Raw genomic sequence first — 26,487 nt, forward strand, 5'->3', positions numbered from 1 at the left:
GGCCGCTCCATGAGCGGCCTTTTTTGTTGGGACGAAGAGGTGAGCTACAACGTGCGGTATTCGAACTTAACGCGGCCGGTGGAACCGGCAGTGCTGGGTTTCACGCCGGTGATGCGCAGGAGCATCATCTCGCCGGTACCGCGTACCCGCACGGCGTACACGTCGTTCAGGGCCACGGCGCCTAGGTCGGCAGAGGTAGTGTTCTGGAACAGCAGGGTGCCTACCGCGTTGGCCGTGGCCGTGTTATAGTAGCCGGTAGCCACGGTGGCGGCCGGCAACTTGTAGTAGCGGGTGGTATTGGCCGCGCTCAGCGAAACCGCTCCGCCCGAAATATTACTTATCAGCAAATCCTTGGCCGTGACTGGGTTGGCGGCGGGCTCGTTGAGGCCGGTTTTTAGGTTGAAGGCCAGCGAATCGGGGGAGGAGTTGGGGCCGAAGCTGACGCGGCCGGTTTTCAGGCCCGTGAAGCTGGTGGGGGCAGCTACGGCCAGTGGGGCGGAAGTTAGGGCCGTTACCTGCGTCTGGGAGTAGGCATAAAATACGAAGCGGATGGTTTTACCGGCCTGTCCGGCTGGCACGCGTACATCAACGGTGCGGTTAGTAGCAATGCCGTTAGACGGGGCCGCTACCACGCCCAACCGGAACGATTTGCCCGCGTCATCCACGTAGCCGTAGGCCAGGCTGTCCACGTTTTTGTACAGCGTAGAAGTGGTAGTGGCCGGCGGCGTAGGCAACACACCTACGCCGCCCTCGTTGATAACCAGTGCGTAGCCGATAATATCTCCGGCGGCCTGGGCAGTGGCGCTGAGGCCGTTGCGGTAGGTAGCCGGCGTAGCGCCGAATTTGAGTGTAACCGGCGCGGCCACGTTGTAGGTGAAGCGGCGCAGGCTACGGCTGCCGTTGGCGAAGGTGAGCGTCACATCCACCCGCACCGGGGTTTTATTGGCCAGATTCGCCGGGACGGTGTACGCCAGCTGCTGCACCAGCGTCTGGGAAGGCGCATTGTACACGCCCGCTGCCGGGAAGGTACCCACTACGGCCGAGTCCTGCCGGTTAATTACCTGAAAAATGCTGATCTCCTGCAGGTTGTCGTTGGCGTTGTAGGGCACCGCCAGCAGTACCCGCTCCCCGGCGGCGTACTTGGTGGCGCCGGTGGTAACAATGGTGGTGAAACCGGTTTCACCTACCACGTTGTAAGTGTCATCGAAGGGTTCTTTCTCGCAGCCGGTGGAAACTAGGCCCACCAGGGCCAGCAGAACTGCCGGCAGCACACGCTGCCAGCGGGATAAAGCAGAAATTATCGTCATGGGTCAGAAGAGCTAAAGCAGAGAGGATACAATCAGGGCCGGTCCCACCACAGGGGCTTGCCCACGTAGTCATCATTGGACGTGGCCCCGGCTTCGCTGAACAGCTTGGCAATGGCCTGCGGGTTGTAGAGCACTTCTGTTGCGCCGGGCAACATGCGGCGCGGCCACCGGTCTTTCAGGTCGGGCTTGGCGGCCAGGGTGCTGTTGGCGTTGTTCGGGTACTTCAGGTTGGGATAAATGGTCTGGTCGAAATCGAAGCGGCGCAGGTCCGACCACGACTCCGGATTGAGGAACATGGCAATGTATTTCTGCTCCATAATGCGCTTGAGCGACAGTTCGCCCTCGTTCTGGGCCACTGCCGCGCTGGCCAGGTAGCTGTCAATCTGGGCCTGCGAAATGAGCGGAAACGTAACCGGCGGCAGCGCATTGGAGCCGCCCCCGCCTATCTTCTGCATGTGGGCCCGAATGCCGGCCCGATAGGCCGTAAGGGCACGCCCCAGGTTGCCGGCCCGGAAGGCCGCCTCCGCCTCAATGAACTTCAGCTCGTGGAAGGTGAGTACCTCAAAATAGCCCAGGTCGCGGGCGTACCAGGAGCTGTAGAAGTCGGTGTAGCCGTTCACGATGTTGGCAGTGCTGGCCTGCGCTACACCGGGGTCGTTGCCGGTGCTGGTGGCCGTGGCCATTACCGTCAGGCGCGGGTCAGCCACGCCGGGGTAGGCGGCACTGCCCACGTTGCCATTCAGGTACCGGATGATGTTGCCGGAAAAGGTAGCCGTGGCGTAGTTGTTGCGCGTGGTCCCGAAGATGTTGGTGGTACTGGCCAGTGGGGCTACCGCCGTCTGGTACTGCAACTGTGCGTCGTCGGCCGAGCCGGTCATGCTCTGGTCGATAAGCGTCAGAATCTGCTGCGGATTGTAGGTGCTTTTTTTGGTGAGGTGGTTGAGTTGCCGGGCCTTGAGGCCGTTGGCAAACCGGATCCACTTCTGCACATCCCCCCGGAACAGAATGTCGCCCGAAATACTGGGCGAGGTAATATACAGCGGCCGGAAGTTTTCGGCGGCCGGCTTCTGCATCAGCGCAATACCTTCGTCACACAGCGTCAGAATAGTCTGGTAAATGCTTTCCTGCGAGTCATACTGCGGGGTGTAGTTCTGCGCGCCCTTAAAGGCATCGGTGTACGGAATGTCGCCCAGCATATCCGTGGCATGCGCCAGGTCCATGGCCATCAGAATTTTACCGGCCCCCACGTAATGCGGCGAGCCTTCCTGCTCCGCTGCCGCCGACATGGTGGGAATATTGCCGGCGGAGTAGAAGTAGGTATAGTTGAAGGTATTGGTGCTGTTTCCGTTGGTCAGGTTGTACTGGTCGGTGCTGCTGGCCGGGGTTTTGCGCACCGTGTACTGGCTCAGGTAGGTGGTAGTAAGGGCCGTAAACATCTGCGTCTGGATGCCCTGCGAAATAATGCCGGGCAGCAGGAAGTTCGGGGTGGAGGTAATGGGGTTGTTGGGGTCGGTATTCACGTCCAGGAAACTTTCACAGGAGCTGAGTACCGCCCCTCCTCCCAGCGTAAGACCCAGTAGGAGAAGGTATTTTTTCATTGATTGAAATGCTTGACTATTAATTTATTGGATGGTACAATGGCTGTTCGGCAGGGCGCGAAACAGTGTTCCTGTCCGCCCCGCTGTTGAAGCAGAGCAGCCATCCAATTAGAAATTCACGCGCAGGCTCATATCCATGCCCCGGGTGCCGGGGATGCTGCCGTAATCGAAGCCGCCGGAGCCACCGCCGCGTACCCCCGCGCCGGCCGCGGCCGTTTCGGGGTCTACGCCGCTGTATTTGGTGAACAGCAGCAGGTTACGGCCCGTTACCGCTACCTCCACTCCGCGCACGGAAGTGGAGTTCACAAACAGCTTGCCGGGCAGGCGGTAGGTGAGGGTAGCATAGCGCAGGCGCGACCAGGACCCATCCTCAATGTAGGGCGTGCCAATCACGCCCAGAATGTTCTGGTAGTAGGTCTGGTTGAGTTCTACCTGCCGGGTGTTGGGCACAAAGGAGCCATCGGCCTGCCGTACTACCCCCTCAAACACTACCTGCTTGTAGCGGTCCAGCGTCCGTTCGCTCAGGCCGGTGCGGGTAGCCAGCCAGTCGTTGCCATTGACCACCATTCCACCTTTGCGGAAGTCCCAGAGGAAATTCAGCGAAAGGCCTTTATAAGTGAGGGTATTGGTTACCTGCACCGTGTAGTCGGGGGCGCGGTTGCCGGCGTAGATAAAGGTGCTGGTGTTCACTAGCGGGTAGCCGGTGGTGGGGCTGATAAGAATCTGGCCATCAGGGCTGCGCTGGTAGTCCAGGGCACTGATGGAGGAAATCGGCTTACCGGGAAATGCGCCGCCCCGGGCCACGTCAATCACCCAGGCATCCGACTGATACACTTCCGTCAGGAACCCGGGGAGCTTGGTGGCCTTGTTGCGGTTGGCGTAGAAGTTGGCCACCACATCCCAGGTAAACCCGTTGCTGTTTTGCACCGGAGTGCCGCGCAGCGCTATTTCCAGCCCTTTGTTCTCTACCGAGCCGCCGTTGATGTACTGCAGAATAAAGCCGGTTGCCTGGCTCACGCGGGGCGCAATCAGCTGGTCGCGGGTAACCTGCTGGTACACGTTGGCCTCGAGTCCCAGGCGGTTGCGCAGAAACTGCAGATCAACGCCCACCTCATAGGCGCGGGTGCGCTCAGGCACCAGCAAACGGTTCGAGCCGAAGAAGCCGTTGCGGAAGCCGCCCCCGATGTACGTGGCCTGGGCCAGCGGCGAATCGACGCGGTACGGGCCGGTATCCTTGCCCACTTCGGAAATCGAGCCCCGGATTTTCCCGTAGTTCAGCCACGGGTTCTGGTCGAGGCCCAGCAGTTTGGTAAACTGCCAGCCCGCCGAGGCGGAGCCGTAGGCAAAGGCCTTTCCGAAGTTCTTGTTTTCATCGGGCCGGGGCAGGGTAGAGGACTGGTCGAGGCGGCCGTTCAGCTCCAGGTTCACCTGGCCCAGCAGGTTCACCCCAATCCGGGCAAAGTTGCCAATCAGCCGCCGCTCAGTATTGGTGATGAGTGTGTTACGGTTGACGGTGTTGTTGATGGATGGTACGGCCGGGTTGGGATTCTGAAAAATCAGTCCGATGTTATCGGTTACCTCGCTGCGACTCATTTCAATGGTGTTGCCCAGCACCACAAAGCCGCCCAGATTCTCGTTGAAATCGTGCTTGAGCGTCAGCAGGAAGTTGGAATTGAGCAGACGGTTGAGGCTGACGGTTTCGGCTAGGCCGCCATCCTGGTTGGCCGTGAGCGAAGTGCCGACTGCTCGTACGGAGCGGTCCTTCTGCACGTAGAAATCGGTGCCCAGGTTGTAGCTGACCGCCAGCCACTTGTAGAGGTCCAGCGTCGTCTGCACGTTGCCGATGAAGCGGTTGGTACGCGTCGTCTGGGGGTTGCGGTACACCGTGAAGTACGGGTTGTCGGCGTCGGTGGCGGCGGTGGCAGCCCCCAGCAGGCGGCGGCGGGTGCCATCGGGGTTCAGGTACACGCGAGCGTCATCGTTCTGGGGCCAGCTCAGCAGGCTCACCAAATAGCCGCCGCTGCCCCCAAACAGGCCGGGGCCCTGCAGTGGGTTGCGGCCGCCGGTATTCATGTACTGCGCCGAACCCGTTACCGAGAGCTTCTCCGTCATTCTGGAAGTGCCGGCCAGCCGCAGCGTGGTCTTGTCATACAGGCTGGTAGGAGCCACGCCGCTCACATCATTGCGCGAGCCGGTAAACAGGAAGGTATTGCGCTCAGAACCACCCGAAATGGTGAGGTAATGCTGCCAGGCGCTGCCCGCCTGAAAGAAATTGCCCAGGTTGTCGTACACCGTTTCGCCATCCTGAAAGCGCGGCCCCCAGGAGTTGCGCGTGCCCGCATCAAACAGGCCCAGGTTGCCCTGCTTGTACTGGTCCTGCACTTTGGGCAGGCGGCTCACCTCATCCACCGAAAACTGCGTGCGGTAGTTGATGGTAGCCCGGCCGGCCGCGCCTTTTTTCGTGGTGATGATAACGGCACCATTGGCAGCCTGCAGACCGTAAATAGCTGCTGCTGCGGGGCCTTTCAGCACCGTCATGCTTTCAATATCCTCGGGGTTCAGGTCGCCGGCGCGGTTCTGGTTGGCGGTGGAGCGCCCCAGCAACCCGTTGAAGCCGGAGCCGCCGCCGGGCGCCGTACTCTCCACAAAGGAGTTGTTGCTCATGATGATACCATCAATCACAAACAGCGGCTGGTTGTTGCCATCGAGCGAGTTGCCGCCCCGGATTACGATGGACGCGCCCTCGCCGGGAGCCCCACCCGAAGACGTAATGCTGACCCCCGCAACTTTGCCCTGCAAGGCATTCACAATATTGGTCTGGCGAGTTTCGACCAGTTCCGAGCCCTTCACTTGGGGGGCGCTATAGTTCAGCTCCTGTCGCTCCTGCTTAATGCCATAGCCGGTTACAACTACTTCATTCAGGCTTTTGGCATCGGGCGCCAGACTGATGTTGGCCGTAGTGGCGCTGCCCACGCGGTACTCCTGCGTGTTATAGCCAATGAAGCTGAATACCAGGGTGCTGCCGAAAGGCACGTTGGGCAGGGTGTAGCTGCCATCCACGCCGGTTTGGGTACCGATAGTGGTACCTTTCACCAGCACGTTCACGCCGGGTATCGGCTGCTGGTCGTTAGTGCCGGTTACCACGCCCTGCATGGTACTGGCAGTTTGCTGGGCCCACACGGAGGGCGTAGCCAGCATCAGCCCCAGAGCCAATGGGGATGACCATAAACGTTTTTTCATACGCAATAGAGAGTGAGAGAGGAAGAAAGGAAAACGAGGGCCGGGCGACAGCTGAGAGAGTGCGCACCAGTTGGACTATGGCAGGATATCGGGAACCGGGCGGGAGCTGGCCGGACAAGAAGGCTACCCGGCCAGGTAGCAGCCGGGGGAGCAGGGCAGGAGGTGGGAACGGGTAAGGGAAGAGCGGAACGGGCGGAAAAGAGAGGCGAATCGGGACAATTCAGCTAAAACTACCATTTCAAACCTAGCGAAACAACTATATATGGTATTTTTTGAAGGTAAGATTAGGTTTTGTATCTGATGCTCCACTGGTTGTTTTCGGTGGCTCCGCGCCAGTGCGTAGTGAAATGCGAGGAGTAATGCATCTTGCCAATTGCATCTATCCACTTTGCCCCGCTCTGTATGCAAACCACTATCCAGGCCGCCCAGAACACCACCGGAGCCACGCCGCTGGCCGAAGCCTCGCAGCCCGGCCGCCTTCAGTCACTCGACGTATTTCGGGGCCTTACCGTCATGGCCATGATTCTGGTGAACAACCCCGGCGACTGGGGCCACATCTACGCGCCGCTGGAGCACGCGCACTGGCACGGCTGTACGCCCACCGACCTGATCTTTCCCTTCTTCCTGTTCATTGTAGGCGTGAGCATCACGTATGCGCTGGATGGCACCCGGCAGCAGCCCGCTACGCACAGGCGTACCATGCTGCGGGTGCTGAAACGGGCGGCCATTCTGTTCGGGTTGGGGTTATTCTCGGCCCTGTTTCCGAAGTTTGATTTCAGCACGGTACGGATTCCGGGCGTGCTGGCGCGTATTGCGGTGGTGTTTCTGGTGTGCGGCATTGTATTCCTGAAAACCAGCCGCCGCCAGCAGGTGGGGCTGCTGGCCTTCGTGCTGATTTTCTACAACGTGCTGCTGCAGCTGGTACCGGTGCCCGGCTACGGCCCCGCCAACTTGGAAGCCGGCACCAACCTCGGGGCTTGGCTCGACCGCACGGTGCTCGGCGAAGCCCACCTCTGGAAGCAAAGCCGCACCTGGGACCCCGAGGGCCTGCTCAGCACGCTACCGGCCATTGGTACCGGGCTGCTGGGGCTGCTGGCGGGCCAGTGGCTGCGTCGCCGGGAAGTGGAGCCGGCCACGCGGGTGGCCTGGCTGTTTGTAGGCGCCGTGGGCTGCGTGCTGGCGGGCCTGGTCTGGAACGGGTGGTTTTCCATCAATAAGGCTCTTTGGACCAGTTCCTACGTGCTGTATACCGGCGGCCTGGCCCTGGCCACGCTGGCGGGGCTATACTGGCTGGTAGATGTGCAGCACTACCGGCGCTGGACGCTGGTCCCGCTGGTGTTCGGGGTGAATGCCATTACCGCCTTTTTCCTCTCCGGGCTCATTCCGCGCTTGCTGAACATGGTGCAGGTGCCTGGGATTACCGGTGAGAAAGTGGGCCTGCGCACCTGGCTCTATGACACGCTGTTTGTGCCGTATTTCAGCCCGGTAAACGCTTCCCTGGCCGGGGCTGTTACGTGCGTCCTCATCTGGCTGGCAGTGCTCTGGCTAATGTACCGCCGTAACATCATCATCAAGGTCTGACCGTTCCCGTGGCGCTGTATTGTCCATCGATTACTCTGCCTTGTGGCTGCACTTCCGGCTGAAAAGCCCGTCCGTCTTCTGTCCCTGGATATTTTTCGGGGGCTTACCGTGGTCCTGATGTTGCTGGTAAACAACGCCGGCGACTACCGGCAATACTACTGGCCCCTGTCGCACGCACCCTGGCACGGCTGCACCCCCGCCGACCTGGTTTTTCCCTCATTTGTGTTCATTATGGGCGTGGCGCTAGTGTACGGGCTGGCTGCGGCGCACGAGCAGCCGGCTCTGCACCGCGCTACGCTGTGGCGGGTAGCCCGCCGCGTGCTGGTACTGCTGGTGTTGGGCCTGCTCATTGGGCTGGTTCCGTACTTCTACTTCACTTCCTTCCGGATTCCAGGAGTGCTGCAGCGCATTGCGCTGGTGTATGGGGCATGTGGCGTACTCTTCCTGAAAACTACCTGGCGGCAACAGTTGTGGCTACTTGTGGGGCTGCTGGTGTTGTACAGCGTGCTACTGCAGCTGGTGCCGGTGCCCGACTACGGCCCGGCCAACCTGGAACCCGCCACCAACCTCGGGGCTTGGCTCGATAAGCGGCTGTTTACCGTGAACCACATCTACCTGAAAGACAAAGGCTGGGACCCGGAATCATTGCTGGGGACGCTGCCCGCCATTGCCACCGGGCTACTGGGGCTACTGGCGGGCCAGTGGCTACGCCGCCCGGAGCCCGGGCACGCCACCAAGGCCACGTGGCTGTTTGTGGCCGGGGCCGGGCTGCTACTGCTGGGGCTCGTCTGGAACGGGTGGTTCCCCATCAACAAGGCTCTCTGGACCAGCTCCTACGTGCTGTACGCCGGCGGCATCAGTGTGCTGACCTTGGCTACGTTGTATTTCCTGGTGGATGTGCAGGGCTGGCGCGGGGCCTGGACCCGGCCGCTGGTGGCCTGCGGAAGCAACGCGCTGCTGGTGTTTTTTCTGCCCGAGGTGCTGGAACGACTCCTTACCCGCCTGAAGCTGCACCACGCTGACGGCAGCCTGTTCTACGCCCGCGACTGGCTGTACCACACCTTGTTTACGGCGCACATTACCAATCCCTACCATGCCTCCCTGGCGTATGCGCTGGCATATACAAGCGGGTGGATAGCTATTCTGTGGCTGCTGTACCGCCGCCGGCTCTTCTTTACGGTGTGAGCAGGTGCCGCTTTACGCAAACAATTTTCCGTACTTCGTAGCATGAAATATTTCTGGATTCTGACCGTAGGTCTGGCACTAACGGCTCCGTTGGCGCAAGCGCAATCAACAACGCCCGCTACCGGCGGTGCCCCGGCCCCGGCCGTTCCTATTTCGGCCGGCCAGCGCAAAGCGGCTGAGGAACTGCTAACGGCTGCCAACTCGGAGCAAAACCTGGCGGTTACCATTGACCGGATGCTGGCTTCTCAGATTGAGCAAAACCCGGGTATGAAGGCCGTAGAGCCTGAAATGCGCGCTTACATCACCAAATACATGAGCTGGAGCGCTATGAAAGAAGACATGGTGCAGCTCTACGCCCGCGAGTTCACCGAGAAGGAGCTCAAGGAGTTGGCCAAATTCTACCAGACGCCCATCGGCCGCAAAACCATCGAAAAAATGCCTCAGCTGATGGGCGCCAGCATGGAAATCGGGCAGCGGCGCATGCAGGAACACCTGCCCGAGCTGCAGCAGGCCATTGCTGAAAAGATGAAAACTCAGGCTCCGACGGATGTGAAGTAACCCGTCATTGCGAGGCGGAGCCGAACCACCCGAAGGACAGCACAGCTAATCCGTCCTTTCAGGGGGATAAGCCTTCTAACGTGAAAAGCCCCTGATGTCCGTGCTGGCGTCAGGGGCTTTCTGCATTTCAGGGCTTGGCGCTGCATCAAGTACGGATTAGCTGTGCTGTCCTTCGGGTGCTTCGTCCTCGCAACGATAGTTACCACTGGTACCCGTCGAAATCCTTACGAATCTGGGTTTTGAGCAGCTTGCCAGTGGCCGTGTGCGGGAGCTGGGTCACAAACTCCACGGCTTCGGGCACCCACCAGCGGGCCACTTTGCCGTCGTAGAACGCCAGTAATTCCTCGGGGGTGAGGTCGTGGTCGGGCTTGCATACAACAACCAGTAGCGGCCTTTCGCTCCATTTGGGGTGGGGCACCCCGATGACGGCGGCTTCGGCCACGCTGGGGTGGCCGATGGCCAAGTTTTCCAGCTCGATGCTCGAAATCCACTCCCCGCCTGATTTGATGACGTCCTTGCTGCGGTCGGTTATCTGCATGAAGCCGGCCGGGTCGATGGTGGCCACGTCGCCGGTGCGGAACCAGCCGCTGGGGGTGAGCTGGCCGGGCTCGGTGCCGAAGTAGTCGGCCACGATGAAGGGGCCGCGCACCAGCAGGTCGCCGAAGGCCACGCCGTCGTGGGGCAGCTCCCGACCTTCGTCGTCCACAATCTGCATATCCACCCCAAAAATTACGCGGCCCTGCTTGGTCTGGATGGCAAACTGCTCGTCGGGGCTGAGGCTGAGCTGCTGAGGCTTGAGGGTGCACACAGTGCCCAGGGGCGAGGTTTCCGTCATGCCCCAGGCGTGACGGATGGTCACGCCCAGCTCCTCGTCGAAGGCCCGCAGCAGCGCCGGCGGGCAGGAAGCCCCGCCCACAATCATCTGGCGTAGCGTGGAAAACCGCAGCTGCTTTTCCCGCATAAACGTGAGCAGCCCAAACCAGATGGTGGGCACCCCGGCCGTGAACGTGACGCCCTCCGTCTCGAACAGTTCATAGAGGCTGGCCGCATCTAGGCCCGGGCCGGGCAGCACCAGCTTGCAGCCCACCATGGGTGCCAGGTACGGAATGCCCCAGGCGTTGACGTGAAACATGGGCACCACCGGCAGAATCACGTCGCGGGCCGAGCAGTTGAAGCAGTCGGGCAGAGCGGCGGCGTAGCTGTGCAGCAACGTGGAGCGGTGGGAGTAAAGCACGCCCTTGGGCTGGTCGGTGGTGCCGGAGGTATAGCACAGGGAAGAGGCGGTATTCTCGTCGAACACCGGCCACTCGAACTCGTCGCTTTCGGCGGCCAACAGGTCCTCGTAGCAGCGCAGGTTGGGTAGGGTAGTGGTTTCGGGCATGTGGGCCCGGTCAGTCATCAGCACCCAGGCCTCCACGGTAGGGCAGCTGGGGGCCAGCTTTTCTACCAGCGGCAGAAACGTGAGGTCGAAGAACAGCAGCCGGTCCTCGGCGTGGTTGATGATGTACACCAGCTGCTCCGGAAACAGACGCGGGTTGCTGGTGTGGCACACCGCCCCCGAGCCCGACACGGCGTAGTACAGCTCCAGGTGGCGATGCGTATTCCAGGCCAGCGTGCCCACCCGGTCGCCGCTCCGGATGCCCAGCCGTTGCAGGGCGTTGGCCAGCTGGCGGCTGCGGCGGCCCAGGCCGGCGTAGGTGGTGCGGTGCAGGCCACCTTCGGGCAGGCGGCTCACAATTTCCGTGTCGGCGTGCCATTTCTCGGCGTGTTCCAGCAGCCCCGCAATGCGCAGGGGCGTGTTCATCATGAGGCCTTGTAGCATGGTCTGGTGGGGTTTCGCGCAGTGGCTTGGGGGGGGGAGAAGCAGGGTTTTGCAGGGCAAGTAAGCTAGTTAGAAAATCAGTAGGTTTGGCCCATTACTCCGCTATTCCTTCTGTTATTCTGATGCGTATCTCTTCCTTGTTTGGGTCGGCTCTGCTGATGGCCGCGCCCCTAGTTACCCTGCAGGCTCAGGGGCTGCACGAAGGCGACCAGGTGCCCGCGTTTACGCTGGCTACACTCAACAGCCCGCGGCCCACGTTTACTTCCTCGGAAGCAGCCGGCAAGCTGCTGCTAGTGGAATTCTGGGGGACGTGGTGCGGGCCCTGCATTCCGGCACTGTTGCATCTTGATTCCCTGCAGCAGGCGTTTCCCACGCAGCTGCTGGTGGTGGGCGTGGCGGCCGATTCGGAAGCGCGGGTGCGCACGTTTCTGCAGCGCCGGTCGGTGCATATTCCATTGGCCCCGCTTCCCGACGAACAGGCGCCGCTGTACCGGTACTTCCCGCACCGGACGGTGCCGCACACGGTCGTTATCGGACCCACCGGGAAAGTGCTGGCCATCACCGAGCCCAGACAGATTACGCCGGCCGTGGTGCGGCAGTGGCTGGCGGGCCAACGCGCGGCAGTGGTGGTCAAGCACGACGAGCTGCGCAACCCGTTGAGCTTCTTCCCGGCCGATACCAGTACCCGCGCTGCCCTGCATGTGCTGCCTTACCTGACGGGTGTAGGCTCCCAAATGCGCCGCGACCAGACGCCGGGCCTGCGGGGGCGCCGGGTAACATTCATCAATACCACGCTGCAAAATCTGGTGCAGCAGGCGTATCACGTGTCGCATCTGCGGGTGCAAAACCAGCTGCCCGCCAGCCGGAATAAATTCGAGCCCGCCAACCTGTTTTGTGTGGATGTAATTGTGCCCCGCGCGCAGGCTGGGCAGCTGTTGGAGCGGTTGCGGCCGGAGTTGGGGCCGCGGTTTGGGGTGCGGGTGTCGGTGCGGCCCGAAAGCCGGCCGGTGTACGTGCTGCGCCGCCTGCCCAACGCCGCTGCGTGGTCCCCATCCAGCAAAGCCGAACAGGCTTCATGGTCGGGTAGAGGATTCGAGGCGGAAGGGGGACGCGTGGAAATGCTGCGGGAGTTTCTGGAAAATATGGCGAGCAAGCCCGTAGTGGACGAAACGGGGCTGACGGGGCGCTACGACATCCGGCTGGAACTGCAGCCGGAAGACAAAATGCCCGAGGTGAAACAGCACCTGCAAAAGCTGGGACTTACTTTGGAAGAAGCCACCCGACCAATTGACGTGGTGTACATGGCCGAGGCGAAAACGCCATAAACCAACAGCGCCCCGACCATCTGGCCGGGGCGCGGTGCTTAGTCCTCCTTCGGAACGGTGCTTTCGACTTCCTGCTTCTGTGGTTGCCGGACGCTTTGCAGGGCAATCTGTAGAATGCCGCTGCGCACACTCAGCTCCGTAATTTTGTTGTTGCGGCGGGTGGGATTTACGCGGTTGGTGAGCACCACGCAGGTAATTTCCTCCTTGGGGTCGACCCAGAAATAGGTGCCCGTGAAGCCGGTGTGGCCGTAGCTCTGGGGCGAGGCCAGCGGGGCCGAATTCACGGCCGGATTGGCGGCGGGCCGATCAAAGCCCAGGGCGCGGCGGTTGTCGGGGCAGAACTGGCAGCGGGTGTACTCCTGCACGGTTTCGGCTTTGAGAAGTTGCTGCCCACCGTAGCGGCCGTTCCAGGCGTAGAGCTGCACCAGCTTGGCAAGGTCATTGGCCGAGCCGAACAGGCCGGCGTGGCCGGAGAGGCCGCCCAGCAGGGCCGCGCCTTCGTCGTGGACCGTGCCGTGCAGCTGGCCGTGGCGGAACAGCGAGTCGTACTCGGTGGGGGCAATGCGGCTGAGCGGGAAGCGGCGGGTGGGGTTGTAGCCCAGCGTGGTGGCCCCCAGCGGCCGGTAGACCTCATCTGTCACAAACTGGCCCAGCGGCTTGCCCGATATCCGCTGCACAAAGCGCGGATACAGGATAAACGACAAATCGGAATACACATAGCCCGGCTTCTCATTCAGCGGCGACTCGCCAATGGCCTTTACAATGCGCTCCGGGAAGTCCTTCCTGGCCCACAGGCGCGGCCCGGCCGGCAGCGGAAACCTCGCCGATGAGTCGGGGCGGAAGTAGCGGCGGTTCAACTCCGCAGGTTTGGTGCTGGATACATCCTTGGCCGCGGGGCTCTTGCCCAGCAGGCCGTTGAAGAAACCGCGCGGTTTGGTGTAATCCTTCCAGAAGGGAATCCAGGCTTTCAGGCGGGCCTGGTGGGTGAGCACGTCGCGCAGCTTCAGATCCTGCTTGTTGGTGCCCACCAGTTCCGGAAACAGCTGGCCCATCGTCATATCCGGGTTGAACTTGCCCTCGTCCTGCAGCTTCATCAGGGCCGGCAGGGCGGCCGATACTTTGGTGAGCGAGGCCAGGTCGTAGAGGTCGGTGCTGCGCACGGGGCGGGCAGCTTGGCCGGCGGTGGGGTAGGTGTGGGTGCCGTAGCTTTTCTGCAGCACCACCGTGCCGCGCCGGGCAATGACCACCTGCGCCCCCGGGAAGGCCCGGGCCGCAATGGCTACGTTCATCAATGAATCGACGCGGCTTTCGAGGTTGTTGTTCAGGCCCACGGCCTCGGGCTGGCTGTAGCGCAGCCGGATGCCGCCCTGGGTAGCCAGGCCAAATCCGTAGGGGTATCGGTCGGAGATGGTAACGGGCAGCTTGCCGCTGGCCGAGATGCCGCCGAAAATTACCTCGGCAGTTACGTCCTGGGCGTTTTTGCTTTCTTGGTAGGCCAGCACCACGGCGTCGGCGCGGTCCAGGTCCCGGACTTTCGCCACGGCGTAGGCATTGCCGAACACCGCCACCACCAGCCGCTGTTGTGGCCTGCCCAACTCGCGCAGTAGCACGTTGGTTTCGGGCGTCACGCCGAAGTTGGTGGCCGGCAGCCGGCCCAGGTTGTTGAGGCCCACCAGCACCAGGTTGTAGGGTTTCAGCGTTTCGCGCATGCGGGCCAGCTCATTCAGCGAAGCCGTAGCCGACAGCCAGAAATGGCGCACCGGGGCGTAATCGGCCACCATGCGCTGGAAATCGGTGGTGTCTCGGGTGCCGATGGTGAGGGTGGCCAGGCGCAAGGTATCGAGGTGCTGCAACGGTAGCAGGCTGCGCTGGTTGCGCAGCACCGTCACGCTCAGTTCCGAGAGCTGGCGGCTCAGGTACTGGGAGTGGGGCGTGTTCAGGTCGACGGTGATGTTGCGCAGCTCAATCGGGCGGTACTTATCGAGGCCCGACCATTGTTTCAGGGCCAGCACCTTGCGGCAGCGGCGGTCAATTTCTTCCTGCGAAATCTCGCCCCGGTTGATAGCCTCCCGGATCATGCGCAGGGCCAGCGGAATGTTCTTCGAGAACTCCAGCACATCGTTGCCGGCCAGCAAAGCCCGCAGGTCGGCGTCGCCGGGCGGGTATTTGCTGATGACGCCCTTCATGTTCATGGCATCCGTAAACACCACACCCTCAAACCCCAGCTTGCGCCGCAGCAACCCCTGAATAATGGGTTTGGATAGCGTGGACGGCATGCCCGTGGTATCGAGGGCCGGGATATTGAGGTGGGCCACCATCACACCCCCGATGCCGCGCTGAATCAGGCTTTTGAACGGAAACAGCTCCAGCGTATCAATCCGCTTTTTATCAATACGCAGCAGGGGCAAGGCCAAGTGGGAGTCAGTGTCGGTGTCGCCGTGGCCGGGGAAGTGCTTGGCCACGGCCAGCACGCCCGCGTCCTGCATACCCTTCATGTAGAGGTAGCTCTTTTCGGTGACGTCCTCGCGGTTTTCGCCCCAGCTCCGGAAGCCGATGACGGGGTTGGCGGCGTTGTTGTTTACATCAATCACTGGGGCGAAGTTGACGTGCATGCCCAGGCGCTTGAACTGGGCGGCTACCTCTGTGCCCATGTCGTACACCAGCTGCGTCTGGCGGACGCCGCCCATGCTCATCTGGTACGGGAAGCGCACCACACTGTCGAGGCGCATGCCCACGCCCCACTCAGCGTCCATGGCCACCAGCAGCGGCACTTTGGCTTGGCTCTGGTAGCGGTTTAGCAGCCGGCTCTGGCGCACGGGGCCCCCTTGGAAGAAAATCAGCCCTCCAATGCCGTACTGCTGAATCAGGGTTGAAACCGAGTCCTCATCAATGCGCTTCCGGTTGGAGTAGGCTGCCACCATGAACAGCTGCGCCACCCGCTGGTCGGGCGTGAGTGTCTTCATCACCGAATCAACCCAGCGCGACTGACTGAGCTGCCCGGCGAAGGGTACCGGTTGATTGCGGCTTTTAGCCGCCGTCGGCGTTTTGCTGGGGCCTGGTTTCGGGCCCGGGGCAGTCAGGGCGGCTTTGCGCACCGGCTTTACTGGCTTTACCGGAGCTCGGCGGGCAACGGTACGGGCTACTAGTTTGCGGGTTGATTTCTTGCGGCGGCGCTGGGCCGAGCCGGACTCGGGGCTGAGCAGCACCAGGGCCAGCAGCAGCAGGGACAGGAAACGGGACAAGACGGCGGAGAGCAAAAGGTGAGGTTGCGAAGTTAGGCGAAGTAGGGCAGGAATTGACAGCAGGAATCTGGTACAGGCCTTTCCGCACCCGGTAACCTGCTGGGGTCGATGACTTGCGTCTGCCGCGCCCAACAGGAGTTGCGCTGAAAGCTAATAGGATAGAAGTAGTAATGATTTGTGTTGATAGTCAGATGGTAACGTTCCCGGCATCGTTTGCATAGATAAATCTTTCCGGATACTTTGACCGGGGCATTCTGCCGCCAAGATTTGCCTCCGAACCCGAAGCGCAACTGCTTAAGGGTTCTGCCCCACCCACACCTATCGGCCCTCGTAAACCGCCGCCCGCGTAGAGGACCGCCCCGGGGCTAGTGGCTTGCCTGCTCCCATCCGTCGCCGGACCGCGCTGTTGCTGAACAGCCGGCGTTTCCGGTCCACACCTGGTTTTCATTCCCTTACTCGGAGCTGCTGCGGTGGCCCGGGTTCCGGGATGTTTCCGCGCTGTTTTGTTGCCGTCCGGGCTGCGTTTTTACGTGGCGGGCACCTCGTGCCGCTGCCGGTCAGGCCTTTCCTTGCTGCCAAGAGTACCCAAAAACCCACGTTCCATTCTTTCTACCCATGAAAACCAAAACACTCTCCGTCAACCCCTTCGCAGCCGGCGCGCTGCTTGCCTTCTCCAGCCTGCTGCTGGGCTGCGAGGCCACGAGCCCTTCGCCCGCTGCCACGGCTACCGCTTCGGCCCAACCGGCGGATGCCACTACGGCCACCTGCGGAGCCCAAGGCTGGGCTTCCCAGAACGGCGGCACCCTCGGCGGAGGCACGGCCACGCCCACGGTGGTCACCACCTACGCCCAGCTGAAAGCGGCCATTACCAACGCCAGCGTGAAGGTGGTGCAGGTCAACGGCACCATCACCATCCCCTCGGGCGGGCGAATTTCCTTCCAGGACCAAACCGGTAAAACCATCTTCGGCTCGGCCGGGGCCAAACTCGTGTCGGCCGATCAGACCAAGGATAACTCGGGCATTATGTACATGAAGCGCTGCAAGAACGTGCTGCTGCGTAACCTCGTGTTTGAGGGCCCCGGGGCCTACGATACCGACGGCTGGGACAATGTGACCGTGGACGCTTCCACCAACGTGTGGGTAGACCACTGCGAGTTCCGCGACGGGGTGGACGGCAACTTCGACATCAAGAACGCCTCCGACTACATCACCGTGTCGTGGACCAAGTTTGCCTACCTGAAGCCCCCGAAGGCCGGCGGCTCGGGCGGCTCCAACGACCACCGCTACTCCAACCTCATCGGCTCTTCGGATGGGGCCACCGGCGACCGGGGCAAACTGCGCATCACGTTTGCCCGCTGCTGGTGGGCGCAGGGCTGCGTGGAGCGCATGCCGCGCGTGCGGTTCGGCAAAGTGCACTTGGTAAACAACCTCTACAACAGCAGCAACAGCAAGTCGTGCGTGCAGGGCGGTTTCGAGGCCGACGTTCGTATTCAGGCCAACGTGTTTGAAAACGTGGGTAACGCCATCAACCTAATGGACAACAAATCGACGGCGGTGCAGGAAATCAGCAACCTGTTCAGCAACGTAAGCGGCACCAAAGTCGGCAACGGCAAAACGGCCTTCACGCCGCCCTATACGGTGTCGGTGCTGGCGGCCACCAGCGTGAAAGCGGCCGTCACGGCTGCTAACGGTGCGGGGGCCACCGTGGGTGGTAACGTGTGCTCGAATAGCGGTATTTAAAGAATAAATACGTTATATGACTGATAATGAGAAGGTAGGCGGTGGAGTGTTATCCATTGCGTACCTTCTCTTTTCGTTTCTGTCCACTTCTCTTACCACAACCACAACACTATGAAACCAACATCCCAATTCCCAATCCCCCGCTGGTTCATCCGGAGTAGCGGCGCGCTCCTGGCCCTAGTGGGCCTGCTGGCTGGCCCGGCGCAGGCCCAGACGCTGACGCCCGTGCAGCAGTACGGCCTGCTGAAGGTGGCCGGCAACAAAATCGTGGACAAGAACAACCAGCCCGTGAGCTTGGCCGGCAATAGCCTGTTCTGGAGCAACGACGGCTGGGGCGGCGAGAAGTACTACACGGCCAACACCGTAAGCTGGCTTAAAACCAATTGGAACAGCAAAGTTATCCGGGTGGCCATGGGCGTGGAGGACGGCGGCGGCTACATCGGCAACCCCGCCGGCAACCGCCAGAAGGTGAAAACGGTGGTGGATGCGGCCCTGGCTCAGGGCCTGTACGTCATCATCGACTGGCACTCGCACCACGCCGAGAGCTACCAGCCGCAAGCCATTGCCTTTTTCCAGGACATGGCCCGCACCTACGGCTCCTCGCCTAACGTCATCTATGAGGTGTATAATGAGCCCTTGCAGGTGTCGTGGAGCGGTACCATCAAGCCCTATGCCGAGGCCGTGGCCGGGGCCATCCGCGCCATCGACCCCGACAACCTCATCATCGTGGGCACCTCCACCTGGTCGCAGGACGTGGACGCGGCCGCCGCCGACCCCATCACGCGCTTTCCCAACATTGCCTACACGCTGCACTTCTACGCCGCCACCCACAAGCAAAGCCTGCGCGACAAGGCCCAGACGGCCCTCAACCGGGGCGTGGCCCTGTTCGTGACCGAGTACGGCACCACCGAGGCCTCAGGTAACGGCTACATCGACGCAGCCTCTACCCAGGAATGGATGACGTTTATGCGCCAGAACGGCATCAGCCACGCCAACTGGGCCTTCAATGATAAGGGCGAATCTGCCTCGGCCCTGAAGCCCGGCACCAGTCCCACGGCCGCCTGGTCGGATAACTTCCTGACTACCTCGGGCGCGCTGGTGAAAGGCTACATCCAGAACTGGAACGGCACGGTGACCACCACCCCTCCGCCGACTACGCCTCCCACCACGCCGCCCGCCACGGGTACTGGCACCATTGTGCAGGCGGAAAGCTACCACACCATGAGCGGAGTGCAGACGGAAGGAACCACCGATACCGGCGGTGGCCTGAACGTGGGCTGGCTGGATGCCGGCGACTGGATGGCCTACACTGTGGACATCCCCACGGCCGGCAGTTACCTGATTCAGTACCGCGTGGCCAGCCTTAACGGTGGCGGCCGGATCAGTCTAGAGCAGAATGCGGGTACCACGCTGCGCGGCACTGTGAACGTGCCCGCCACAGGCGGCTGGCAGACATGGACCACCGTTTCGCACACCGTAACGCTGCCGGCGGGCCGCCAGGACATTGCCATTGGGGTGCCGGCCGGGGGCTACAATATCAACTGGTGGAGCTTCAGCAAGGTGACTTCCGGTAGCCGCCTAGCGTCGTCGGAGCCCTCGGACGCTGCTGTGGCCCTGTACCCCAACCCAGCCCAGGACCAGTTGACGGTGACGCTGCCAGCCGGTTCCGGCCGGGCCGAAGTAGCCATATTCAACGCCCGGGGCTGGCAGGTACTCACGCGCAGCGTGGCGGCCGGCGGCCAGTCGGCACGCCTAGCCGTGGCCGGCCTGGAGCCGGGCCTCTACTCGGTGCGGGTCACGCGGCAGGGCCGTACCACCACCCACCGCCTCGTGAAGCAGTAAGCTGCTCCGGAACCGTTAAGTGAACGGTCATGCTGAGCAAAGTCGAAGCATCTCTACCAAGTTGTACTCAATACCGATTTAGCAAAGCGGTAGAGATGCTTCGACTTCGCTCAGCATGATTTTTTCATCTAGAAAAGCGCCCACTTCGAAGCTTCGGGGTGGGCGCTTTTCTGGATGATGGACTACCGGTTCAGCTTGATTTTCTCCGTGTAAAACACCTTGCCATCGTCACCACGTAGGGAGGCGGTAACAGCCAGCCGGCGGCCCCGGGGCCGGAATCGGAACAGGGCGTAATGCTTTTCGTTCACCAGCGGGCCCACCCGGTAGTGGTTTGTCTCGCTGGTGTTTTGGGTGGCCGGGTGAGTGAGGCCGCTGGACGTTACTTCGTATACCGGCTGCTTCAGGCCCGGTACCGATACTTTGGACATCTCCCCGATATGCCGGTCGCCGCTGACGAGCAGCAGGCCCTTGGGTTGGGTTTCGGCAAACAGCCTGAGCAGCCGCTGCCGGGCCGCCGGAAAGTTGGCCCACTTCTCGAAGCGGTGCTCCTGAGGCAGAAACTGAATGCCCGAGCCAATGATGTGCGCGTCGGCGTCGGAGTTTTGTAGCTGCTGGCGCAGCCACTGCCACTGGGCTTCGCCCAGCACGTCGCCGGTGGGGTTGGGGCGGTACACCAGAGCCGAGTCGCGGAACAGCGGGTCCTGAAAATACCGGTCGTCCAGCAGAATCACCTTCACCTTCCTGCGGCCCACGGCATACTCATACGAGGCGTAAATGCCCGCCTGCTGCCGGCGCGGACTATCGGCGGGCTCCTGCAGAAAGTCGAGGGCCAGCTGCTGGTTCTGGGCCTTAAAGGGGTAGTTTTTGTCGCCGTCGTTGCGGCCGTAGTCGTGGTCGTCCCAGGTTCCGATTATCCTGGTGCCCTGCTCGCGCAACTGGCGGTAGCCGGGCTGGTCGAACTGGGCTTGGTACTTGGCCCGCAGCACGGCGGGGTCGTCGGAGTCGCCGTAGATGTTGTCGCCCAGCCAGATCCATACCTGGGGCTGGTTGTGGGCAATATCGTCCCAGAGCGGCTGGGGCAAATCGTGCCGGTTACAGGAGCCGAAGGCCAAGCGTAGCTCGGCGGCAGGGGTAGGAGCAGGGGCGGTAGACTGGGCCCGAGCAACCGGCTGCCCCAGCAGGAGCAAACCGGCCGCCAATAGGCCGCGCGCAGTTGTTTTCATACCGTAAAGATGCAGCCCCGGGCCCCGGCGCTGCGCCTGTAGCCCGGAAAAGCCAACGAATAACGCCCTGCGCCGCACTTTTTCAGGCTCTGCCGGTTATCTACTCATGCCCGTACGCCGCCCCCACGACAAGCCCAACCATTTTACCTCCGACGACGCCCGTCTGCTCAAGGCCATCGGTATTGGTATTGGCAGTTCCTTTCTGCTGGGGCTGCTGCTCATGCTGCTCGTGGCGTTTCTGGGCTAGCAGCAAGGAAACAGCGGCGCGCCGCGCGTCACCCTCAGCATGTCCCGCTTTTGTTTCCTTACCAATTAGGACTAGCGTCTGATGGGGGCTTTGGGAGCGGGTTTCTTCACCATCGAGCCGAACGCGCCCTTCTTCTCGAAGGCGCTGACCACCTCTTCCTCGGCGGGGGTGCGCTTCACCACGGGGTTGTTGGCCCAGAACTCTGGGTCATAGGGCTTGGCCTTGATGGCATCCAGGTCCCGGTCAGTGAGGGTGGCGCGGGCGTACGGCAGGCCGGTTGCCTTGGTGGCCTGATCGAAGAAATACGTAAATGACGACACGTTAATAGCCAGAGGCTGTTTGCCGGGCTCGGCCAGATTTGTGGTCAAATCCATCTTCATTAGCTCCAGCGGGGCCACGCTGGCTTTCCCGCCGGGCCGGAAAGCCATTTCAATAGTCAGTTTGGCATCCGTAAATTTCTGGCGCAGGTTGTTAGTGCTGCCCGTAAAGCTGGGCTGTACCATGCGGTAGCGCACTACCTGGTTGGTTTCAATGTCAATCCAGATGGTACCCTGAGCGCGGTATTTCACCTCGGGGCGGGTTTCGAAACTGATTTCGGCCACGCCGCCCGTCGAGTCTTCGCCCACAATGCCCTTTAGTTCCAGCAGGTAGTTCTTCTCCACGTTCGGACTCAGCAAGGCTAGGGAAGTTGTGCTGTCCTGCTGGGCATCAAAAAGCCCGAATTTGCGGGTGTATACCGAGAAATTACTCAGGTTGATGGGCGCCTGCACCGCCGCGTAACGGCCCTGGGCCAGGGTGGTACCCTCGATGCGCGCCGGGTTCGACTTCACGTTCCAGACCACCTCCTGCAACTCGGTAGGCTTATCGTCGATGCGGGTAATCTGGCGGTAGAAGGCTTTGCCGTAGTACGCGCGGCGGTAGTTCCGCTGTAGGTTACGGAAGGCCCGGTCCACCATCTGAAACGGAAAGCTGGCCACCTTCACCTCCGGCAGCACAATGGTAGCCGGGGCCAGGGCCACGTCCAGCGCGGCGGCTCCGGAAGTAACCCGGAGTGTATCCTTCACGTGGCCCAGCTCCGAAATCTGCAACGTGATGGGCAACTGGCTTACTACCAACGTAAACTCGCCTTCCATATTCGTGGAAGTGCCGTTGCTGGTACCGGGTACGGCCACGCTGGCGAAAGGCAATACTTCCCGGGTTTCCTTGTCGCGCACCACACCGCGTAGTTGTACCTGGGCCAGGCTCAGGTGCGCGCCGCTGAGCAGCAGCAGCAATGCAGTCAGGAAACGAAGCGGCGCGGCCACTTTTTGGAAGGGAGCAGAAGACAGACGAGCAGACAGCATACAGAAACAGGCAGGTGAAACAGCGCAGACGCTGAGAGATGAACGCAGGCCCGACCCAAAACCGTGCCCGCATGCACAAAAGTAGCCGCTAAATGCAACAGCCGGGCCTCATTTCAGGTAAGTAGTTCTACCTTGGGCGCAACTGGCCGGCTCTGGTCGGCCACTGCGTCCTTCCACTGTTTCCTTGTCTCTACAATCATGCTGAAGCGAGATTTCCTGAAAAACGGCCTGCTCACACTAGTGGGCGCTATGGTGAGCCCGGCGTTGCTGGCGGCCGCCCACGAAGAAAAGCTCCTGCGCGAAGCCCGAGCCACTCCTATGGCCGATGGGCCCTTCACGCTGCCCGCTTTGCCCTACGCTTTCAATGCGCTGGAACCGCACATCGATGCCAAAACGATGGAAATCCACCACGATGCGCACCACAAGACTTACGTTTCCAAACTCAACGAAGCCGTAGCCGGCAAGCCCGAGGAAAAGCTGAGCCTGGCCCAGCTGCTGGCTTCCGCCAGTAAGCAGCCCGATGCCATCCGTAACAACGCCGGGGGCCACTGGAACCACTCCTTCTTCTGGCAGATTCTCTCGCCTAAAGGGGGCGGACAGCCTACGGCCGGCCTGGCCGCCGCCATCAACAAGGACTTCGGTTCCTACGAGAAGTTCACCGAAGAATTCACCAAGGCTGCTACCGGCCGCTTCGGTTCCGGCTGGGCCTGGCTGATTTACGACAAGAAGGCGGGCAAACTGATGATTACCTCTACCGCCAACCAGGATAACCCCCTGATGGACATTGCCGGCATCCAGCGCGGCACGCCCATCCTGGGCCTTGATGTGTGGGAGCACGCCTATTACCTCAAGCACCAGAACAAGCGTCCCGACTACATCAAGACGTTCTGGAACGTGGTGAACTGGCAGGAAGTGGGCAGCCGCTACGACGAAGCCCGCAAGGGCTAAGGTATAATCACCTACACGAAGAAGCCCCTTTCTCCGGCCGGAGGAAGGGGCTTCTTCGTGTAGTTTCAGAGAGAAGGACTATTTCTCCGCCGATACACCCAGGGCTTTTTCAACCTGCGCGTTAATCAGGGTAAACAGCTTCTGCAGTTCCGCTGGCACGTTATCCTCGGCCCGTACCGATTTCCTGGTGCCATCGGGGTACGTGATGGTGAGGGCAGTGGACGGCATATCGGAGGCACCGCTGCCGTAGGTAGTTGATAACTGACGGAAGCCGATCTGGTCGGCGGCCTGCAGCAGGTTGCGCACGGTTTCCGGACTCAGCCGTACCTCCCGCTGGCCCTCTACCGGCGCGTAGCGGAATCCTTCGTACTGCACCCGTCCATCGGCAAAAATCCGGGCCGTAAAATGCGGACATCTACCCAGACAGGGCGTGCGGCCGAATACCATAGCTGGTTCCGTCGTGGCGGCCTGAACTTCCTTGCCGGACTTGATGCCACCCATTTCCGCGGGTGTTTCCGTAACCGCTACCTGGGTTGGGCCATTCACGCTTTCTTTACTGGGCTTGATGCCGCCAGTTTCAAACGGTATTTCCGCGCCAGTAGCCGGCACCGGGTCGCCTGATTCCTTCTGCGGTTTCACTCCGCCATGTCCCAGTGCCGGGCTGGCCGGCGGTGCCAGTTCCTTACTCGGCTTTATACCGCCCGTTTGGTAAGGCAAGGTGGGAGCAGGAGCTGGCGTTGAAGCCGGAGCCGGCATTGCCGTTTCCTTGACCGGTTTCACGCCGCCAGTAGGATAGGGGTAAGTGGGGACAGGGGCCGGATTGTGAGTTGGGGCAGGAACTGGAGGCGGCGTAGCTGGTTGTTTAATAGGCTTCACCCCACCAGTAGGGTAGGCCGGAGGAGAAGCTGGCGTGGGCGTCTGGCGTACCGGTCCGGGGGCTGGCGCTGGGCTTGATGGAGCCGGGTAGGAAGGGCCCGGGGCCTGGGCTACCGGCGGGTACTGCCGGGGCGGATACGAAGTGCGCGGGCGCGGAGCGGGCTCCCAACGGCCCCGGGGAGGCATGCGCCGGGGCGGGTTGCTGGCCATGGGCGCATCAGTGGCAGCCGGCACGTAATAGTTCACGGTGCAGGCCGACAGAGTACCCAGCCCCAACAGTACAACAAACGAAGCACGTAAAGAGGAACGCATAAGAAAGGGAGGAAAAGAGAGTAAGCAATATAGCTAAACTGCTATAGCCAAACTTGGTGCCAGAACAACAAAAAGCCCCGCCGCCAGAACGGCAGCGGGGCTTCCAGCTAAGTGAATCAGCGGGTTGTGTTACGAGCGGCGCGTTTTGCGCGGCTGCTTCGGCGATACGTCTGAAGCACCAGTGCCGGGCTCCACGTCGGTATCGTCGTCAGTATTTTTGGCTACCCGACCCGTTTGCTTGGTCTGGGCTTCTTTTTCCTGAGCGGCTTTCATGGCATCCTGCAGGCGGGCGGCAAAGCCGGTGGGCTTCTTGTCCTTGTTCTTCACCTTGTTGGCTTCCAGCTTGGCGCGCAGCTTGGTGTCATCCACGAAGCGGCGGGTAATGGCCTGCTGGGCCATCGTCACCAAGTTCGAAACCAAGTAGTACCACGTCAGACCAGCTGCGAAGCTGTTCAGCACGAAGAAGAACACCAGCGGCATGAGGTAGCTGTAGAACTTCATGGGCCCCTGCATGGCGGCGGGGTTGCTCTGGTTGCTCTGGTAGGTCATAGCCAGCGTCGAGAGCGTCATCAGCAGCGTGAACAAGCTGATGTGGCTGCCCAAAAACGGCAGCTCGAACGGCAGCCGGATGGGGCTGTCGTAGGTGCTCAGGTCGTGGGCCCACAGGAAGGATTGCTGCCGTAGTTCAATGGCGTTCGGGAAGAACTGGAACATAGCGAACAGAATGGGGATGGTGAGCAGCGTGGGAATGCAGCCGCTGAGCGGACTCACGCCCATGCTCTGGTGCAGCTTCATGGTTTCCTGCTGCTGCTTCACCTGGTCGTCGGGGAACTTCTCCTTAATGGCATCCAGTTCCGGCTTGAGCACCTTCATCTTGGCCTGACTCTCGTAGGTTTTGTACGTCAGCGGCCAGGTCACCAGCTTGATGAGCACTACCAGCAGCGCGATGATGATGCCGTAAGAACCGATAAACTGCTCCAAGAAGTGGAACACGGGCAGAATCACGAAGCGGTTTACCCAGCGGAACAGACCCCAGCCCAGGTACACGTTCCGGTCGAAATCGGGGGCCACGCCCTTCAGGGTGCTGAAGGAGTTGGGCCCGAAGTAGAAGCGGAAGTTGGCTTTGCCCTGCTGCACATCGGTCACCGGAATAGCCAGCGTGCTGCTCAGGGTTTTGATGGTCGTCGTGTCGTTGAGGTCAACCGTAGAGTTAAGTTGGCCCGAGCTGAACTGGTTGTCGGCGATGATGCCGGCCACGAAGAAATCGTGCTTGTGCGCTACCCATTTCAGCGGCTCCGTCACCTTGATTTCTTCGGGGTTTTCGGATGCTTCGGCTAGGGCCGTGTGGTCGCCCGAAACCAAGTAGCGGTTGATGGTGCTGTGGTTGCGATTCTGCTTACGGTCCTGCTCCGTCTGGCGCACGTTGTCCACGAAGGTGAACGTCAGCGCCTCCTGAGCCAGCGTCGAAGCCAGGCCATTGAAGCGCAGGTTATAGCTCAGCTCGTAGCTGTTGGCGGGCAGCGTGTACAACTGCTCAATCTGGCCGCCGGCCACGTCGGCCACGAAGCGTAGCGCATTGGTGCCCTGCGGCTCGGCCCGGAAATACAGGTCCGAAAGCTTGATCTGGCGGCCGTCGGTAGTGCGGAAGCGGGTATCAATCTGGGCGCTTTGGGCATCAAAGATATCCAGCGGCTTACCAAAGAACGTTTTGTAGTCGGCGAGGCGTACGGCCTGCACACGGCCCCCTTTCGAGGAAAACGTTACAGTCAGCCGGTCGTTTTTCAGCTCCGTCGTTTGGGCCGAACCCGAGGCAGCGGCGGCAAACGTGCCCAACTGCCGAACCAGCGCGGCCGAATCAGGTACAACGGGAGCAGTTCCGGGCGTGGCGGCAGCGGCAGTTTTGGCGGGGGCGGCTGGCTCCGGTTGCGGCTTAGTAGGCGCAAACTGGAGGTAAATCAGAAGCAAGGCCGCAATCAGAAACAGGCCAATTGCTGAATTTCTGTCCATTCAGGTAATGGTGAAGACAAATGAAAGTAAGAAGCAGCGCCCCCAGCAAAAATCCGGCAACGCTACCGCAAAGGTCGGACTTGTCAGGGGA

At 61.3% G+C, this 26,487-nt stretch carries 17 protein-coding genes; 8 read left to right on the plus strand and 9 right to left on the minus strand.

All coding sequences use genetic code 11. From position 1 onward, the window contains the following. Positions 1-44 precede the first annotated feature (44 nt). The 3 genes from HSW_RS06475 to HSW_RS06485 form a co-directional block, all read right to left on the minus strand. Positions 45-1,307 carry a hypothetical protein gene (locus tag HSW_RS06475; RefSeq protein WP_044001284.1) on the minus strand — a complete coding sequence of 421 codons (1,263 nt, stop codon included), beginning with the start codon at positions 1,305-1,307 and terminating at the stop codon, positions 45-47. 32 nt (positions 1,308-1,339) lie between these two features. Continuing rightward, positions 1,340-2,905, minus strand: a complete 1,566-nt coding sequence (locus HSW_RS06480) for a SusD/RagB family nutrient-binding outer membrane lipoprotein (protein ID WP_044001285.1) — start codon at positions 2,903-2,905, stop codon at positions 1,340-1,342. 108 nt (positions 2,906-3,013) lie between these two features. Next, positions 3,014-6,145, minus strand: coding sequence for a SusC/RagA family TonB-linked outer membrane protein (locus tag HSW_RS06485; protein ID WP_044001286.1), 3,132 nt, complete (start codon positions 6,143-6,145; stop codon positions 3,014-3,016). 402 nt (positions 6,146-6,547) lie between these two features. On the opposite strand from HSW_RS06485, the gene HSW_RS06490 reads away from it, so the two are divergent. Genes HSW_RS06490 through HSW_RS06500 form a run of 3 tightly spaced genes read left to right on the plus strand, consistent with a single transcriptional unit; the run spans position 6,548 to position 9,469 of the window. Beyond that, complete coding sequence (locus HSW_RS06490) at positions 6,548-7,726, plus strand: acyltransferase family protein (protein ID WP_052346191.1); 1,179 nt, start codon at positions 6,548-6,550, stop codon at positions 7,724-7,726. Between the two features lie 42 nt (positions 7,727-7,768). Then, entirely contained in the window at positions 7,769-8,911 is a 1,143-nt protein-coding gene (locus HSW_RS06495) for an acyltransferase family protein (RefSeq protein ID WP_044001287.1), read from the plus strand. 42 nt (positions 8,912-8,953) lie between these two features. Beyond that, positions 8,954-9,469 (plus strand): DUF2059 domain-containing protein, encoded by a 516-nt coding sequence (locus tag HSW_RS06500; protein WP_052346193.1) that lies wholly within the window; start codon positions 8,954-8,956, stop codon positions 9,467-9,469. A gap of 199 nt (positions 9,470-9,668) precedes the next feature. On the opposite strand, the gene HSW_RS06505 is transcribed toward HSW_RS06500, so the two are convergent. Then, a complete protein-coding gene (locus HSW_RS06505) occupies positions 9,669-11,291 on the minus strand; it encodes a 3-(methylthio)propionyl-CoA ligase (RefSeq protein ID WP_081768283.1) in 1,623 nt (540 codons plus the stop codon). 122 nt (positions 11,292-11,413) lie between these two features. Between HSW_RS06505 and HSW_RS06510 the strand changes: the two genes are divergently transcribed. Further along, positions 11,414-12,616: a TIGR03435 family protein gene (locus HSW_RS06510; RefSeq protein WP_155832855.1), complete on the plus strand. Its 1,203-nt coding sequence runs from the start codon at positions 11,414-11,416 to the stop codon at positions 12,614-12,616. Between the two features lie 38 nt (positions 12,617-12,654). Here HSW_RS06510 and HSW_RS06515 read toward each other — a convergent pair whose 3' ends face one another. Continuing rightward, positions 12,655-15,858: a glycoside hydrolase family 3 N-terminal domain-containing protein gene (locus HSW_RS06515; RefSeq protein WP_231501362.1), complete on the minus strand. Its 3,204-nt coding sequence runs from the start codon at positions 15,856-15,858 to the stop codon at positions 12,655-12,657. 615 nt (positions 15,859-16,473) lie between these two features. Here HSW_RS06515 and HSW_RS06520 point away from each other — a divergent pair. Further along, positions 16,474-17,598 carry a pectate lyase family protein gene (locus HSW_RS06520; RefSeq protein ID WP_044001290.1) on the plus strand — a complete coding sequence of 375 codons (1,125 nt, stop codon included), beginning with the start codon at positions 16,474-16,476 and terminating at the stop codon, positions 17,596-17,598. Between the two features lie 111 nt (positions 17,599-17,709). Then, positions 17,710-19,440, plus strand: coding sequence for a cellulase family glycosylhydrolase (locus HSW_RS23430; RefSeq protein WP_081768285.1), 1,731 nt, complete (start codon positions 17,710-17,712; stop codon positions 19,438-19,440). Positions 19,441-19,622: 182 nt separating this feature from the next. On the opposite strand, the gene HSW_RS06530 is transcribed toward HSW_RS23430, so the two are convergent. After that, positions 19,623-20,663, minus strand: coding sequence for an alkaline phosphatase D family protein (locus HSW_RS06530; RefSeq protein ID WP_044001291.1), 1,041 nt, complete (start codon positions 20,661-20,663; stop codon positions 19,623-19,625). 106 nt (positions 20,664-20,769) lie between these two features. On the opposite strand from HSW_RS06530, the gene HSW_RS24120 reads away from it, so the two are divergent. Next, positions 20,770-20,910, plus strand: coding sequence for a hypothetical protein (locus HSW_RS24120; RefSeq protein ID WP_155832856.1), 141 nt, complete (start codon positions 20,770-20,772; stop codon positions 20,908-20,910). 71 nt (positions 20,911-20,981) lie between these two features. Here HSW_RS24120 and HSW_RS06535 read toward each other — a convergent pair whose 3' ends face one another. Then, positions 20,982-22,253, minus strand: a complete 1,272-nt coding sequence (locus tag HSW_RS06535; protein ID WP_081768286.1) for a carboxypeptidase-like regulatory domain-containing protein — start codon at positions 22,251-22,253, stop codon at positions 20,982-20,984. A 198-nt stretch (positions 22,254-22,451) separates the two neighbouring features. Here HSW_RS06535 and HSW_RS06540 point away from each other — a divergent pair, with 198 nt between their 5' ends. Next, positions 22,452-23,201, plus strand: a complete 750-nt coding sequence (locus HSW_RS06540) for a superoxide dismutase (protein WP_081768287.1) — start codon at positions 22,452-22,454, stop codon at positions 23,199-23,201. Between the two features lie 78 nt (positions 23,202-23,279). Here the strand turns inward: HSW_RS06540 and HSW_RS24125 are convergent, their stop codons facing one another. Further along, on the minus strand, positions 23,280-24,389 hold the full coding sequence (locus tag HSW_RS24125; RefSeq protein ID WP_155832857.1) for a DUF6438 domain-containing protein: 1,110 nt from the start codon (positions 24,387-24,389) through the stop codon (positions 23,280-23,282). A 129-nt stretch (positions 24,390-24,518) separates the two neighbouring features. Continuing rightward, positions 24,519-26,396, minus strand: coding sequence for a membrane protein insertase YidC (yidC, locus tag HSW_RS06550; RefSeq protein ID WP_071883071.1), 1,878 nt, complete (start codon positions 26,394-26,396; stop codon positions 24,519-24,521). Positions 26,397-26,487 lie beyond the last annotated feature (91 nt).

Source organism: Hymenobacter swuensis DY53 (assembly GCF_000576555.1).
Classification (GTDB): Bacteria; Bacteroidota; Bacteroidia; order Cytophagales; family Hymenobacteraceae; genus Hymenobacter; species Hymenobacter swuensis.

Coding starts and splice junctions, on each gene's coding strand:
- HSW_RS06540 (WP_081768287.1), top strand. CDS start 22,452: ATGCTGAAGCGAGATTTCCTGAAAAACGGCCTGCTCACACTAGTGGGC.
- HSW_RS06530 (WP_044001291.1), bottom strand. CDS start 20,663: ATGAAAACAACTGCGCGCGGCCTATTGGCGGCCGGTTTGCTCCTGCTG.
- HSW_RS06485 (WP_044001286.1), bottom strand. CDS start 6,145: ATGAAAAAACGTTTATGGTCATCCCCATTGGCTCTGGGGCTGATGCTG.
- HSW_RS24125 (WP_155832857.1), bottom strand. CDS start 24,389: ATGCGTTCCTCTTTACGTGCTTCGTTTGTTGTACTGTTGGGGCTGGGT.
- HSW_RS06500 (WP_052346193.1), top strand. CDS start 8,954: ATGAAATATTTCTGGATTCTGACCGTAGGTCTGGCACTAACGGCTCCG.
- HSW_RS06490 (WP_052346191.1), top strand. CDS start 6,548: ATGCAAACCACTATCCAGGCCGCCCAGAACACCACCGGAGCCACGCCG.
- HSW_RS06480 (WP_044001285.1), bottom strand. CDS start 2,905: ATGAAAAAATACCTTCTCCTACTGGGTCTTACGCTGGGAGGAGGGGCG.
- HSW_RS06520 (WP_044001290.1), top strand. CDS start 16,474: ATGAAAACCAAAACACTCTCCGTCAACCCCTTCGCAGCCGGCGCGCTG.
- HSW_RS24120 (WP_155832856.1), top strand. CDS start 20,770: ATGCCCGTACGCCGCCCCCACGACAAGCCCAACCATTTTACCTCCGAC.
- HSW_RS06510 (WP_155832855.1), top strand. CDS start 11,414: ATGCGTATCTCTTCCTTGTTTGGGTCGGCTCTGCTGATGGCCGCGCCC.
- HSW_RS06535 (WP_081768286.1), bottom strand. CDS start 22,253: ATGCTGTCTGCTCGTCTGTCTTCTGCTCCCTTCCAAAAAGTGGCCGCG.
- HSW_RS06475 (WP_044001284.1), bottom strand. CDS start 1,307: ATGACGATAATTTCTGCTTTATCCCGCTGGCAGCGTGTGCTGCCGGCA.
- yidC (WP_071883071.1), bottom strand. CDS start 26,396: ATGGACAGAAATTCAGCAATTGGCCTGTTTCTGATTGCGGCCTTGCTT.
- HSW_RS06505 (WP_081768283.1), bottom strand. CDS start 11,291: ATGCTACAAGGCCTCATGATGAACACGCCCCTGCGCATTGCGGGGCTG.
- HSW_RS23430 (WP_081768285.1), top strand. CDS start 17,710: ATGAAACCAACATCCCAATTCCCAATCCCCCGCTGGTTCATCCGGAGT.